This window comes from Mycolicibacter sinensis (assembly GCF_001667375.1).
Lineage (GTDB): Bacteria > Actinomycetota > Actinomycetes > Mycobacteriales > Mycobacteriaceae > Mycobacterium > Mycobacterium sinense_A.
This window is the reverse complement of the sequence record NZ_LZIN01000096.1, coordinates 161410-175849: the sequence shown is the minus strand read 5'-3', so window position 1 is coordinate 175849 and position 14440 is coordinate 161410. Positions and strand designations below refer to the sequence as shown.

The window sequence follows — 14440 nt, the reverse complement described above, 5'->3', positions numbered from 1 at the left end:
CTGAGCACATCGTTTCCCACCTGCCCCATCCGTCACCGGTCCGGAGGATATGGGCGTGTGCCCGCCTTTGAGCGACAACGTCGATTGTGTCAACCTGTGGCGGCGTCGGCCCGGCACCCGATTCCCATCGCCCACCCCCGGGAAGCTGACATAACATCGCCTGTCGCTCAAAGGCGGGCACACATCACCTCCCCCACAACGCCGGAAGACCACCGCCGCGGGCCTGGAACTCAGTCCGCAGCGACACTTTCATCGCCGAACCGGATACCGATATCACGCGCGGTCTGCACCGAATCACAGTCCGGCGGAACGGTTTTCTGTCGACTGGTGGCCTCGGCCAACGGCACATAGTCCACCGTCGGCGGATTGAGCGCCACCATCACCCCGCTATGCCCTTCATCGAGGGCACGCACCGCGGCGGCCCCGAACCGCAACCCCAGCAGCCGGTCCAGCGACGTCGGCGATCCGCCGCGCAGCAGGTGGCCGAGCACCACCGCACGCGATTCGCGCCCGGTCAGCGCCTCCAGTTCGGCGGCCACCTTGGCGCCGATGCCGCCGAGGCGTTCGGCCTGGCCCACCGACGTGGCCGCCACCGTGCGCGTGCCGCCCACCGGCGCGGCGCCCTCGGCAACGCAGACCATCGAATACGTCGAACCACGTTGTGCGCGTTGGTTGATCAGCTCGGCGACCGGTTCCAGGCGGTAGGGGATCTCCGGGATGAGGATGGCGTGCACCCCGGAGGCCATGCCGGCGTGCAGGGCGATCCAGCCGGCGTAACGGCCCATCACCTCCACCACGATGATCCGGCTGTGCGAGGTGGCGGTGGAGAACAGCCGGTCGATGCACTCCGAGGCAAACCCCACGGCGCTGTCGAAACCGAATGTCGAGGCGGTGCGGTCCAGGTCGTTGTCGATGGTCTTGGGCACCCCGACCAGCCGCAGCCCGGCCTGGTGCAGGTGATTGCCGATCGTCAGGGAGCCGTCGCCGCCGACGGTGACCAGTGCATCGATCCCGTGTTCGGTGAAACGCCCGAGCAACTCCTCGGTGCGGTCGACCTCGACCCAGCTGCCGTCGGCCTGCTGCACCGGGTAGGCGATCGGGTTGCCGCGGTTGGTGCTGCCCAGAATGGTTCCGCCCTGATAGATGATGCCGCGCACCCGTTCACGGGTCAGGTCGATCAGCCCGCCGTCGGCGTAGTGGTCGCCCAGCAGCATCCCGTTGAAGCCGTCGCGGATCCCGACGACATCCCAGCCGCGGTTGCGGGCGGCCAGGGTGGTGGCGTAGATGACCGCGTTGAGGCCAGGAGCATCGCCACCGCCGGTGCTGATCGCGATGCGTTTGATGCCGGGCGTCACGAAACCTCCTGCACGTAGTCGAGCACTTCGCCGCAGATGCCGCAGCGCAGCACCTCGAGCAGCAGTTGGCCCTTGACCGGTGACGGGTTGGGCAGGTCGACGAGCTCGAGTTGCGCATGGCTGCAGCTGACCGCTTTCACGGGCACCAGCCTACGAGGCAGTCCCGTCGACATCGGGGGTGTGTGGTGACCGCGCTGTCATCGGCCGAGCACGCAGCAGCGCACCCAGCGCAACCACGGCCGACACCGCCAGCCACGGCCACGCGCCCTGCTGATGCACCCACCCGGCGAGCGTGCCCTGCAGCCGTCCGGCCGCGGCCAGCACCCGATCGCCCGGGCTGCCGCCGAACTCGAACAACCGCACCTCGTAGAAGCCGTAGTAGCCGACGTAGAGCCCGACGGCCACCAGCAGTGCACCGCTGATCCGACTGGCGTAGCGCGTGATTCGGCGTAACCGGACGATCAGCGCCGAACGGGCCAGCGCCACCGACATCGCCAGCACCCCGACCAGCAGCCCGAACCCGGCCGCATACGCCAGGTAGGCCGTCATCCCGCCCAAGCCACCGCGCAAGGCCGCCCCGGTGACCGCCAGAAAGGGGCCGATGGTGCAGCCCAGTGACGCGCACGCGTAGCCCACCCCGTAGCCGAGCATCGACCCGATCCGGGCGGTCGGTGCCCACCGCCCGCCGAAGGAGGCGACCGCGAGCCGGCGGCCCGCCAGCAGCCAACCACCAAGCGCCACCAGCACGACGCCGATCACCACCGTGGCATAGGGCAGGAAACGCTGCACCCGCGCCGCCACCGTCACGGTCAGCAGCCCGAAGGCACCGAACACGGCCAGAAAGCCCAGGGTCATCGCGGCGGTGGCCGCCAGCGCCCGGCCCACCGCGGCCCGGCCGCCACCCCGCTCACCGCGCACCACCAACGCCAGATAGGCGGGCAGCAGCGCGAAGCCACACGGATTGAGCGCCGCCACCAACCCGGCGGCGAACGCCAGCCCCGGCAGGTTGTGGTCCACCTACGTCAGCGCCGCGACCCGGTCGGACAACTCCGGTTGCGACATCGCCGAAGTCGGGTTGTTCACGAACGTCGAGGTGCCATCGGAGCGCTCGAAGACGTACGCGGGCTGCCACGGCACCCCGAAACGCGCCCAGATCGAGCCGTCGGCGTCGTTGAGGTTGGTGAAGTTCAGGTGGTACTTGGCCACGAAGTCCCGCATGGCCGCCACATCGGCGCGCCCCGCGACCCCGACGAAGGCCACCCGCGGGTTGGCGGCCGCGACCTGGCTCACCGATGGCGCCTCGGCGTTGCAGAACGGGCAGCCGGGTCTCCAGAACCACAGCACGGCGGGTTTGCCCTGCAGGCTCGCACCGTCGAATGGGATCCCGTCGACGGTGGTGGTGGTGAACTGTAGCCGCTCGTCGGCGGCGGTGGCGGCCGCTGGGCCGGCCAGCCCGACAACCAGTGCGGCAACGGCGGCAAGTATCAGCGTGCAGATCCTCATGACATGCACCACGACGGCGACGGGGCGATGGTTCAGCGCCGGGTGTCGGGGCTGCGGTTTATGGTGGCCGCGATGGGACTGCACCTGCACCGCGCCGAACGCACCGACGCCCTTGCCGACGGCCTGGGCGCGCTGTTGGCGACGCCGCCGGCGGATCCGTTCGCCCAGGAGCTGGTGCTGGTGCCGGCCCGCGGGGTGGAACGCTGGCTGTCTCAACGCCTGTCGCACGTGCTCGGCGCCGGGTCCGGGGGTGACGGGGTCTGCGCCGGGGTCCAGTTCCGCAACCCGGCGTCGCTGATCGCCGAGATCACCGGTGTCGCCGACGACGATCCGTGGTCGCCGGATGCCATGAGCTGGCCGTTGTTAGCGGTCATCGATGCCAGCCTGGATGAGCCCTGGTGTGCCACGCTGGCAACGCATTTGGGCCATTTCCACACCGGTGACGACGCGCAGGTGCGGTGCGGGCGTCGCTATGCCGTGGCCCGGCGGCTGGCCGGGCTGTTCGCCTCCTACGCCCGCCAGCGCCCGCAGCTGCTGGCCGACTGGCTCGAGGAGGCACCGGGCGATCTGGACGCCGATTTGGCCTGGCAGCCGCCGCTGTGGCGGGCCCTGGTCGCCGCCATGGGCATCGACCCTCCGCACGTGCGCCACCAGCAGACTCTGGCCCGGTTGCGCCGGGCGTCCGCCGAGACGCTGCCGCCGCGGTTGTCTCTGTTCGGCCATACCCGACTGGCGTGCACCGACATCGAACTGCTCGGCGCGCTGGCCACCCATCATGAGCTGCACCTGTGGCTGCCACACCCCTCGGATCGGTTGTGGCAGGCGCTCAGCGGTGTGCACGGGGTGGTTCCGCGCAGCGAGGACACCAGCCGCACCGCGGCCGAGCACCCGCTGCTGCGCACGCTCGGCCGTGATCTGCGCGAGCTGCAGCGCGGGCTTCCGCAGCCGGATACCGACGAATACCTGGACAACCCAACAGGTTCCGACACGCTGCTGAGTTGGTTGCAGTCGGATCTGGCGAGCAACGCGATCCGGCCCGAGGGCCGGGTGCTCGCCGAGACCGACCGGTCGGTGCAGGTGCACTCCTGCCACGGCCCGGCCCGGCAGGTCGACGTGCTGCGCGAAGTGCTGCTGGGCCTGCTGGCCGACGACCCGACGCTGCAGCCGCGCGACATCATCGTGATGTGCCCGGACATCGAAACCTACGCGCCGCTGATCGTCGCCGGCTTCGGGCTCGGCGAGCTGGCCGGGGAGAACCACCCGGCGCATCTGCTGCGGGTCCAGTTGGCCGACCGGGCACCGGTGCAGACCAATCCGCTGCTGGGCGTAGCCGCCGCGCTGCTGGACATCACCGACAGCCGGGTGACCGCCAGTGCCGTGCTCAACCTCGCGCAGGCAGCGCCGGTGCGGGCCCGGTTCGCGTTCACCGACGACGACCTGGAGATCATCACCGGCTGGGTGCGCAGCGCCAACATCCGGTGGAGCTTCGATGCGGCGCACCGGGAACCGTACGGCCTGGCCAAAATTCAGCACAACACCTGGCGGTTCGGGCTGGATCGGATTCTGACCGGTGTCGCGATGTCCGATGACTCGCGGGCCTGGCTGGACACCGCGCTGCCGCTCGATGACGTGGGCAGCAACCAGGTGGAGCTGGCCGGGCGGCTGGCTGAGTTCGTCGACCGGTTGCAGACCACCGCTGACGCGCTCACCGGGGCGGCGCCGCTCAGCGAGTGGATCACCGCCCTGCTCGACGGGGTGGCCGCGCTGACCCGGGTCTCCGCCGACGACGGCTGGCAGGCCGGCCAGCTGCACCGGGAATTCACCGACGTGCTGGCCCGGGCCGACACGCGCGCTGAGACCGAGCTGCGGTTGCCCGATGTGCGCGCGCTGCTCGCCGGGCGGCTGGCCGGCCGCCCGACCCGGGCGAACTTCCGCACCGGCGGGCTGACGGTGTGCACCCTGGTGCCGATGCGCTCGGTGCCGCACCGGGTGGTGTGCCTGGTCGGGCTGGACGACGGCGTCTTTCCCCGGGTCGCGCACATCAACGGCGACGACGCCCTGGCCCGGCGGCCGCACACCGGCGAACGCGACCTGCGCGCCCAAGACCGGCAGCTGCTGCTGGATGCGGTGGGTGCGGCCACCGAAACACTGGTCATCACCTACACCGGCGCCGACGAACACTCGGGCAAGTCCCAGCCGCCGGCGGTGCCGCTGGCCGAACTGCTCGACGCGCTGGACGCCACCACCGGCGAGCCGGTGCGGGGCCGCGTCGTCGTCGAACAACCGTTGCAGCCGTTCGACATTCGCAATGTCACGCCCGGGGCGCTGGGCCGGCCCGGTCCGTTCACCTTCGATCCGACCGCGCGCACCGCCGCCGAAGCCGCCGCCGGCAAACGCCGCGAACCCCCGGAGCAGTTCACCGCGATCCTGACGCCGCCGGCCGGCGATGTGGAACTGGCCGAGCTGCTGGCCTTCTTCAAAGACCCGGTCAAAGGTTTCTTCCGCGCGCTGGACTACACGCTGCCGTGGGAGGTCGACGGCGTCGAGGACGCCATGCCCGTCGAGATCGACAGCCTGGCCACCTGGGGCGTCGGCGACCGGATGCTCACCGACATGCTCAGCGGCATGCACCCCGACGAGGCGGCCAACGCCGAGTGGCGCCGCGGCACCCTGCCACCGGGGCGGCTCGGGATGCGCACCGCCTGCGAGATCCGCGATCTGGCCCGCAGCCTGGCCGAGGCCGCGATCGGCCACCGCCGCGGCGACCCGGCCGCCTACGACGTCGACATCGACCTGGGCGGCGGCCGGCGGCTGTCCGGCACCGTCCCGGGGGTGTACGGCACCCGCACGGTGTCGGTCACCTATTCCAAACTGGCGGCCAAACACGTGCTGCAGGACTGGATTGCGCTGCAGGCATTGGCCGCCCAGCATCCCGACCGGGGGTGGTCGGCGCTGTGCATCGGCCGCGGTACTCGCACCCCGATCAGCCAGCGGCTGTTCTGTCCGGCAGCCGAGCCGCGGGCGGTGCTGGGCCAGCTGGTGGCGATCTACGACGCGGGCCGCCGCGAACCGATCCCGCTGCCGCTGGCGACGTCATGCGCCTGGGCGGAGGCTCGGCGCGACGGTGATGATCCGCTGTGGAAGACCCGCTACATCTGGGGCGGCACTTACGGCGATTGCACCGACAAGGCGGTCGCCAAGGTGTGGGGTGCTAATGCCCCGCTGAGCCGGCTGCTCGGTCCCCCGCGACCCGGTGAGGAGATCGACGGGGAGAGCACCCGTTTGGGCGCACTGGCGGTGCGGCTGTGGGCGCCGCTGCTGGCCGCGGAGGGACAGCTATGACCCGCAGCTTCGACCTGGTGGGCCCGCTGCCGGAAGCCGGCTCGACGGTGGTGCTGGAGGCCAGCGCGGGCACCGGCAAAACCTTCGCCCTGGCCGGGCTGACCACCCGCTACCTCGCCGACGGGCTGGCCCGCCCGGACGAGCTGCTGCTGATCACCTTCGGCCGGCTGGCCAGCCGCGAGCTGCGGGACCGGGTGCGCACCCTGGTCGCCGGGGCGCTGGCGGTGCTCGGCGGGGCGCAGGCCGCCGACAATGAGCTGGAGCGCTACCTACTCGACGGCCCCGCCGACCTGCGCAGCGCCCGGCACGACCGGCTGCGCGACGCGCTGGCCGATTTCGACGCCGCCACCATCGTCACCATCCACCAGTTCTGTTCGCTGGTACTGAAATCCCTCGGGGTGGCCGGTGACACCGACGAGACCCTGACGCTGCTGGAGAGCCTGGCCGATCTGGTCGGTGAGATCGTCGACGACCGCTACCTGGCGCACTTCGGTCACGCCGAGGGTCCCCCGCCGTTCAGCCGTGACGAGGCGCTGGCACTGGCCGCCAAGGTGGTCGAGGAGCCCGCCGCACAGCTGCGCCCGGCGAACCCCGACCCCGGCTCGGCGGCGGCCGCACGCCTGGACTTCGCCGCGGAGGTGCTGGCCGAACTGGCGCACCGCAAACGCCGCCACGGCATCCTCGGCTACACCGACCTGCTCACGCTGCTTCGAGACGCACTGCGGCGCAGTGATTCCGATGCGGCCGAGCGGATGCGCCGGCGCTGGCCGATCGTGATGGTCGACGAATTCCAGGACACCGACCCGGTGCAGTGGGAGGTGATCGACGCCGGCTTCCGCGGGCATTCGACCCTGGTGTTGATCGGCGATCCCAAGCAGGCCATCTACGGTTTCCGCGGCGGCGACATCTACACCTACCTGGCCGCTGCCCGCAACGCCGACGACCATCGCACCCTCGACACCAACTGGCGCAGCGATTCCGACCTGGTCGACGCCCTGCAGGTGGTGCTGGGCGGGGTGCAGCTGGGCCATCCGGAGATCGTGGTGCCCGCTGTGCAGGCCCACCATCGCGGGCAGCGGCTGGCCGGGGCGCCGCACAACGCGCCGTTTCGGCTTCGCGTGGTCGACCGGCCCGCTGTGGGCTGCTCGGCCGTCAAAGACATTCCGATACCCGTACTGCGCGAATACATCCCGGGTGATCTGGCCGCCGACGTCGCCGCCCTGCTCGGTTCGGCTGCGACCTACGACGGGCGGCCGATCACCGCCGGTGATGTCGCGATCCTGGTCGAGCGGCACGAGGACGCCGCGCTGTGCCGGGATGCGTTGACGGCGCTGGATATTCCGGTGGTCTACACCGGCGATGCGGACGTGTTCGTCTCCTCTGCGGCCGCGGACTGGCTGTGCCTGCTGGAGGCGTTCGACGCCCCGCACCGCAGCGGCCTGGTGCGGGCCGCGGCATGCACGATGTTCTTCGGCGAGACCGCCGAGACCCTGGCCGCCGGCGGGGACGACCTCACCGACCGGGTGGCGCAGACGCTGCGCGAGTGGATCGACCACGCCCGGTTGCGCGGCATCGCCGCGGTGTTCGAGGCGGCCAAACTGGCCGGGATGGGCCGGCGGGTGCTCAGTCAGCGCGGCGGGGAGCGGCAACTGACCGACTGCGCGCACATCGGGCAGCTGCTGCACGAGACCGCGCACGCCGAGCGGCTCGGGCTGCCCGGCCTGCGCGACTGGCTGCGCAAACAGTGTGAGGACCGCACCAGCCGCGCCACCGAACGCAGTCGCCGGCTGGACAGCGATGCCGGCGCCGTACAGATCATGACGGTGTTCGCCGCCAAGGGGCTGCAATTCCCGGTGGTGTACCTGCCGTTCTTGTTCAACCGGTTCATCGGCGACAAGGGCGACCTGCTCTACCACGAGCCCGCCGTCGACGACTCCGAGACGCGCTGCCTCTACATCGGCGGCGACGACGGCCCGGATCGGTACCTGGCGGCAGATCTGCACCAGACCGAGGAGGCCCTGGACCACTTGCGCAACACCTACGTCGCGCTGACCCGGGCGCAATCGCAGGTGGTGGCGTGGTGGGGCCCCAGCCGCGACGAGGCCAACAGCGGATTGTCCCGGTTGCTGCGTGGCCGCTCGTTCGGCGAGGTGCAGGTGCCGGTCTCCTGCCCGCCGCGGATCAGCGATGCCGACGCGTGGGCGCTGTTCGAGAGCTGGCAGGCCGCCGGCGGCCCGGTGGCCGAGCACTCCGAGGTGGTGCAACCGACCCCGCTGCCCAGGACGGTGACCCCGAAAGACTTGGCGGTACGGCACTTTCACCGATCCATTGACACCGGCTGGCGGCGCACCTCCTATTCGGCGCTGATCCGCGGCGCCCAGGCCGAAGCCGAAAGCGGGGTGCACAGCGAGCCGGAGACCCACGCCCGCGACGACGAGTCCGAGGACGTCACCGTTACCGAGGTCGCCCCGCCGACCGGCGCGCAGGTGCGCTCGCCGATGGCGGACCTGCCCGGCGGCACGACGTTCGGGTCGCTGGTGCATGCGGTGCTGGAGACCGCCGACCCGTTCGCGGCGGACCTGGCCGCCGAGCTGGCTGCGCAGGTGCGCGACCACGAGCCGTGGTGGCCGATCGGTGTCGAGGCCGACGAGCTCGCCGCGGCCCTGGTGCCGATGCACGACACCTCGCTGGGGCCGCTGGCCGAAGGGCTGACGTTGCGGCAGATCGGGCTGCCGGACCGGTTGCGGGAGTTGGAGTTCGAGATCCCACTGGCCGGCGGCGATGTTTCCGGTGTAGCGCCGCAGGTCCGGGTCGCCGACGTGGGCGCACTGCTGCGCGAACACCTGGCCCCCGAGGACCCTTTCGCCGTCTACGCCGACCGGCTGCTCTCCGACACGCTGGGTGGGCAGTCGCTGCGTGGCTACCTGTCCGGTTCGCTGGATGTGGTGCTGCGCCTGCCCGATCAGCGCTATCTGGTGGTCGACTACAAGACCAATCAGCTCGGTGAGACCGCCGCCGACTACAGCTTCGCGCGGATGGCCGAGGCCATGCTGCACTCGGACTATCCGCTGCAGGCGCTGCTGTATACCGCGGTGCTGCACCGATTCTTGCGGTGGCGCCAGCCGGGTTACGACCCGCAGCAGCACCTGGCCGGGGTGCTGTATCTGTTCGTGCGCGGCATGTGCGGGCCGGAGACCCCGATTCTCGACGGGCATCCGACCGGGGTGTTCAGCTGGCGCCCGCCGGCCGCACTGGTGATCGCCCTGTCCGATCTGCTGCATCAGGGGGTGACCGCGGCATGAGCCTGAGCATCGATGACCCGCTGTCGTGGCGGGTGGCCCAGTCGGCCACCGGCATCCTGCGGGAGTTCAACGACGCCGGTGTGCTGGAGACGGCGGACGTGCATACCGCCCAACGGGTCTGCGCGCTGGGCGGCGAAGCCGACGAATCGGTGGCCCTGGCAGTCGCTTTGGCGGTACGGGCGCTGCGCACCGGGTCGGTCTGCGTGGAGCTGGCCTCCGTGGCGGCCAGCACCGAGCTGCCGGAGCTGGGCTGGCCGGAACCGGAGGCGTGGCTGGCCGCGGTGCGCGCCAGTGCACTGGTCACCAAGCAGGTGCTGCGCCTGTACGCCGATCGACTGCTCTACCTGGACCGCTACTGGCGCGAGGAGGAGCAGGTCTGCGCTGATCTGCTGGCACTGTCCACCCCGCACGCCGGGCCGGCCGAGCCGGCGGCGCTCGAGCGGCTGTTCCCGCCGGACTACCACGAGCAGCGCAGCGCCGCCGAGATCGCGCTGACCCAGGCCGTCACTGTGCTCACCGGCGGGCCGGGAACCGGCAAGACCACCACGGTGGCCCGGTTGCTGGCGCTGCTTGCCGAGCAGGCCGAGGCATCGGGCCGCCCGGGTCTGCGGATCGCACTGGCCGCACCGACCGGCAAGGCCGCGGCCCGGCTGACCGAGGCGGTCGCCGGTCAGGTCGCGGATTTGGATCCGGTGGATCAGACGCGGCTGGCCGGGTTGCAGGCCCGCACGCTGCACGCGCTGCTGGGGTCGCGGCCGGGAAATTCGTCGCGGTTCAAGCACAATCGGGCCAACCGGCTGCCGCACGACGTGATCGTGGTCGACGAGACGTCGATGGTGTCGCTGACGTTGATGGCCCGGCTGCTCGAGGCGGTGCGGCCGACCGCCCGGCTGATCCTGGTGGGTGATTCCGACCAGTTGGCGTCGGTGGAGGCTGGGGCGGTGCTGGCCGACCTGGTGGAGGGGTTGGCGGCGCGGCCGGGCACCCGGGTGGCGACGTTGCGGACCGCGCACCGCTACAAGAAGCCGATAGGTGAGCTGGCGGCGGCGATCCGCGACGGCGACGGTGACACCGTGATCGCGCTGCTGGGCTCCGATGATGAGCACCGGGAATGGATCGACGTGACCGGTCCGTCCGCCCTGGCCGACAAGTTGGCGCAGATCGCGGTGCCGCATGCGCTGCGGGTGCGCCAGGCGGCGATGCTGGGCGACGCCGGGGAGGCGTTGCGCAATCTTGACGAGCACCGGCTGCTGTGCGCGCACCGCGACGGCCGGCACGGGGCGAACCACTGGAATCGTCAGGTGCGGCGCTGGGTGTCCGAGCAGACCGGGGATCCGGTGTGGGCGGACTGGTATGCCGGGCGGCCGCTGCTGATCACCGCCAACGACTACGGGCTGGGAGTGCGCAACGGCGACACCGGGGTGGTCACAGCGCGCGCCGACGGGCTGCGCGCGGTGATCGCCACCGCCGCGGGCCCGGTCGATTTCGCCACCGGCCGGCTCTCCGACGTCGAGAGCATGTACGCGATGACCATCCACAAGAGCCAGGGCAGCGAGGCCGACGTGGTGACGGTGCTGATGCCGCCGGTCGAGTCGCGCCTTTTGACCCGGGAGCTGTTCTACACCGCGGTGACCCGCGCCAAGCACAAGGTGCGGGTGGTCGGTTCCGAGGAGGAGATCCGTGCCGCGCTGGATCGGCGGGCGGTGCGCGCGTCGGGGCTGGCGTTGCGGCTGCGCGAGGCGTGATTCCGGTCGAATGCAGCAAATCGGCGGTACCCTGCGAGCATGTCCGAAGTGCCCGAACCTGAGCCGAACCAGGACAGTCCACTGGCCGAGATGATCAAGGCTGGGCTACTTCATCCGGCGACCGTCAGCGGGCCGGTGCCTCGCCCAACGGGTCCTATTCGTACCGATCACGAGGCAGGGGAACTGCTCCGTGAGATGCGGAATGAGGAGCGCTAACCCTCCCGGTCTGCCGACCGCTTCCCCCGGTCGCTAGCCGCCCCGACCTGTCACACCCCCGGATTACCGTGACGATCATGGCGAAAGGCAAGCAGTCAGGCAGCAGCGGAACGGGGCTGGCCATCCTGGTGGTGATCGCGGTGCTGTGGTGGCTGCGCTGGCTCATTCTGGCCGGTGCGGTGATCGCCCTGGCGGTGATCGTCACCCGATGGTCGGTGGGTCTGTACGCCGCGCACCGCGCCGCCGAACAAGCCCGCCTCCGCGACATCCGCCAGCGCGCCGAGATCCAGAATGCCCAGGTGTTGCGGGGTGATCCGCACGGGTTCTACGGGCAGTATCCGCTGCCCGACCGGGAGTTGATCCCGCGGTGGTACCGGCCCGGGTAGGTACGTCGCCGGCGGCCAACCATAGGGATAGTTGCCCGCCTTTGAGCGACAAGCCGCCACGGCTGAGGGCGGCGCTGCGTGCCACACTGGCATCCATGACGGAATCCGGCGATACCCGGGTCGCGGTCTACCTCGACTTCGACAACATCGTGATCTCGCGCTACGACCAGGTCAACGGGCGCAGCTCCTTTCAGAAGGACAAGGCCAAGGGCCTGGCCAAGCAGCCGGATCGGCTGGCGCGCGCCACCGTCGACGTCGGCGCGATCATCGACTTCGCGTCGTCGTTCGGGACGCTGGTGCTCACCCGCGCCTACGCCGACTGGTCGGCGGAGGTCAACACCGGTTACCGCGCGCAACTGGTGGCGCGCGCGGTCGATCTGGTGCAGCTGTTCCCGGCGGCCGCCTACGGTAAGAACGGCGCCGATATCCGGTTGGCCGTCGACGCGGTGGAGGACATGTTCCGGCTGCCGGATCTGACGCACGTGGTGATCGTGGCCGGCGACTCCGACTACATCCCACTGGCACAGCGCTGTAAACGCCTGGGCCGCTATGTCGTCGGGATCGGCGTGGCCGGATCGACCAGTCGCGCGCTGGCCGCAGCCTGCGACGACTTCGTCAGCTACGACGCACTGCCCGGGGTGCCGGTGTTCGAGCCCGCGCCGGCCGACCCCGACACAGAACCGAAACGACGCACCCGGCAGGCCAATAAGGAACCCGACGAGCCGCCGCCACCGGATCCGGTGGACACCGCCACCGCGCTGCTCACCCGCGCGTTGCAGATCGGCCTGGAGAAGGACGACGTCGAGTGGCTGCACAATTCGGCGGTCAAGGCGCAGATGAAGCGCATGGATCCGTCGTTCAGCGAGAAAGCCCTGGGCTATAAGTCGTTCAGCGATTTCCTGCGGTCCTATTCGGACCTGGTGGAGCTCGACGAGAGTTCGACGACGCGGATGGTGCGGCTGCGCGAGTGAGGGCGAGCTAGCCTTCCGCGGCCACCAAGGACCGTAGCTGCACGTCGGGGTTGTCGCGTTGGAAACCCTGAAGTCGCCAGCTGTTGGAGAACAAGGCCAGGTGCACGCCGTCGGTGCGGGTCATGACTTCGGCCAACGACTGCCTGTTGACGAAGTCGGCGTCGCCCTCGTCCACGATCCGCGCCACCTGGTAGGGCAGCGACTCCAGTGCGATCGGCGCACCGATCTCGGTTGCCATCCGGTGTGCGGCGACCTCGAACTGCATCGGGCCGACGGCGGCGAGCACCGGAGCCTGATCGCCGCGGCGATCCGAGCACAGCACCTGAACGACACCCTCTTGATCCAACTGCTCGATCCCACGGCGGAACTGCTTGTGCTTGCTGGGATCGACGTTGCGGGCCACCGAGAAATGCTCCGGTGAAAAGCTCGGTATCGGCGGATATTGCACGGGCACATCGCAATACAACGTGTCCCCCGGTCGCAGCGCGGCGGCGTTGGCCAGCCCGATCACATCACCGGGCCAGGCGGTGTCGAGTGTGGAGCGCTGCTGGCCGAACACCGACTGGGCGTACTTGGTGACAAAGGGCTTGCCGGTAGCGGCGTGGGTGAGCACATCGCCGCGTTCGAAGGTTCCCGAATACACCCGCGCGAAAGCGATGCGATCGCGGTGGGCGGAGTCCATGCCGGCCTGCACCTTGAACACGAACGCGCTGAACGGCGCGTCGGTGGCGCGCCGGACACCGTCGACGTCGAGCGCCCCGCTGGGCGCCGGTGCCAGCTCGGTGAGCACATCGAGCAGCTGATTCACCCCGAAGTTCAACGCCGCCGAGGTGAACAGCACCGGTGACGCCGTGCAGTCCAGGAAGGCCTCGCGGTCGAAGTCGGAGCCGTCGGCGCTCAGCAGCTCGCACTCTTCGACCGCAGTGTCCCAGTCGACGCCGGCCGCCTCATGCGCGTCGGCGGCGGCGATGTGCTCTTCGGGTGCGGCGGTGGCGCCGCCGGCGGTACGGGTGAACCGGATGAAGTTTCCCGAGCGGCGGTCCAGCACCCCATGGAAGTCTCCGGCGATGCCGACCGGCCAGGTCAGCGGGGTGGGGCGCAGCCCGATCCGGGTCGCGATCTCGTCCATCAATTCCAGGGCATGACGGCCGGGGCGGTCCCACTTGTTGATGACGGTGATGATCGGGATCCGGCGGTGACGGCATACCTGGAACAGCTTGAGTGTCTGCGGCTCAAGACCTTTGGCGGCATCGATGAGCATGACCGCGGAATCGACGGCGGTCAGCACCCGGTAGGTGTCTTCGGAGAAGTCGGCGTGGCCGGGAGTGTCGAGCAGGTTGATGACGCAGTCCTGCCCCCGCGCGGTGCGGTACGGGAACTGCAGGGCGGTCGAGGTGATGGAGATTCCGCGGGCTTTCTCCATCTCCATCCAGTCCGACACGGTGGCGCGGCGACCGGATTTGCCGTGCACCGCGCCGGCTTCGGTGATGGCCCGGGCATGCAGCACCAGCGCCTCGGTCAAGGTGGATTTTCCGGCGTCGGGATGGCTGATGACCGCAAACGTTCGGCGGCGGCCCGCTTCGGACTCCAGGGCATTGTCGGTCATGGCGCCAGCGAGTG

Annotated in this window: 9 protein-coding genes and 1 pseudogene; 5 read left to right on the top strand and 5 right to left on the bottom strand. The window is 70.2% G+C overall.

Features of this window, described 5'->3' with window-relative positions; all coding sequences use genetic code 11:
• Nucleotides 1–230: 230 nt before the first annotated feature.
• From A5771_RS20045 to A5771_RS20035, 4 genes and pseudogenes are all read right to left on the bottom strand, one after another.
• On the bottom strand, nucleotides 231–1355 hold the full coding sequence (locus tag A5771_RS20045; protein ID WP_064856928.1) for a 6-phosphofructokinase: 1125 nt from the start codon (nucleotides 1353–1355) through the stop codon (nucleotides 231–233).
• Between the two features lie 20 nt (nucleotides 1356–1375).
• Nucleotides 1376–1495, bottom strand: a pseudogene (locus A5771_RS23515) (zinc-binding dehydrogenase); the annotation flags it as partial.
• Between the two features lie 10 nt (nucleotides 1496–1505).
• Nucleotides 1506–2372, bottom strand: coding sequence for a cytochrome c biogenesis CcdA family protein (locus A5771_RS20040; protein ID WP_064856927.1), 867 nt, complete (start codon nucleotides 2370–2372; stop codon nucleotides 1506–1508).
• Nucleotides 2373–2858 (bottom strand): protein disulfide oxidoreductase, encoded by a 486-nt coding sequence (locus A5771_RS20035; RefSeq protein WP_064856926.1) that lies wholly within the window; start codon nucleotides 2856–2858, stop codon nucleotides 2373–2375. It abuts the gene before it with no gap.
• 72 nt (nucleotides 2859–2930) lie between these two features.
• On the opposite strand from A5771_RS20035, the gene recC reads away from it, so the two are divergent.
• The 5 genes from recC to A5771_RS20010 all read left to right on the top strand — a co-directional run bounded on the left by recC (nucleotide 2931) and on the right by A5771_RS20010 (nucleotide 12820).
• Entirely contained in the window at nucleotides 2931–6200 is a 3270-nt protein-coding gene (gene recC, locus A5771_RS20030) for an exodeoxyribonuclease V subunit gamma (protein ID WP_064856954.1), read from the top strand.
• Nucleotides 6197–9502, top strand: a complete 3306-nt coding sequence (gene recB / locus A5771_RS20025; RefSeq protein WP_064856925.1) for an exodeoxyribonuclease V subunit beta — start codon at nucleotides 6197–6199, stop codon at nucleotides 9500–9502. The genes recC and recB overlap by 4 nt, the downstream gene beginning before the upstream one ends.
• Nucleotides 9499–11247 carry an exodeoxyribonuclease V subunit alpha gene (recD, locus tag A5771_RS20020; RefSeq protein ID WP_082947353.1) on the top strand — a complete coding sequence of 583 codons (1749 nt, stop codon included), beginning with the start codon at nucleotides 9499–9501 and terminating at the stop codon, nucleotides 11245–11247. Before recB ends, recD begins: the two co-directional genes overlap by 4 nt.
• 293 nt (nucleotides 11248–11540) lie before the next feature.
• A complete protein-coding gene (locus A5771_RS20015; RefSeq protein WP_064856952.1) occupies nucleotides 11541–11849 on the top strand; it encodes a hypothetical protein in 309 nt (102 codons plus the stop codon).
• 95 nt (nucleotides 11850–11944) lie between these two features.
• The gene (locus A5771_RS20010) at nucleotides 11945–12820 is read left to right on the top strand and encodes an NYN domain-containing protein (protein ID WP_064856924.1); all 876 of its coding nucleotides are present in this window, start codon (nucleotides 11945–11947) and stop codon (nucleotides 12818–12820) included.
• Between the two features lie 7 nt (nucleotides 12821–12827).
• Here A5771_RS20010 and A5771_RS20005 read toward each other — a convergent pair whose 3' ends face one another.
• Entirely contained in the window at nucleotides 12828–14426 is a 1599-nt protein-coding gene (locus A5771_RS20005; RefSeq protein ID WP_064856923.1) for a peptide chain release factor 3, read from the bottom strand.
• Between the last annotated feature and the right edge of the window lie 14 nt (nucleotides 14427–14440).

Coding starts and splice junctions, on each gene's coding strand:
- A5771_RS20010 (WP_064856924.1), top strand. CDS start 11,945: ATGACGGAATCCGGCGATACCCGGGTCGCGGTCTACCTCGACTTCGAC.
- A5771_RS20035 (WP_064856926.1), bottom strand. CDS start 2,858: ATGAGGATCTGCACGCTGATACTTGCCGCCGTTGCCGCACTGGTTGTC.
- A5771_RS20015 (WP_064856952.1), top strand. CDS start 11,541: ATGGCGAAAGGCAAGCAGTCAGGCAGCAGCGGAACGGGGCTGGCCATC.
- A5771_RS20005 (WP_064856923.1), bottom strand. CDS start 14,426: ATGACCGACAATGCCCTGGAGTCCGAAGCGGGCCGCCGCCGAACGTTT.
- recB (WP_064856925.1), top strand. CDS start 6,197: ATGACCCGCAGCTTCGACCTGGTGGGCCCGCTGCCGGAAGCCGGCTCG.
- recC (WP_064856954.1), top strand. CDS start 2,931: ATGGGACTGCACCTGCACCGCGCCGAACGCACCGACGCCCTTGCCGAC.
- recD (WP_082947353.1), top strand. CDS start 9,499: ATGAGCCTGAGCATCGATGACCCGCTGTCGTGGCGGGTGGCCCAGTCG.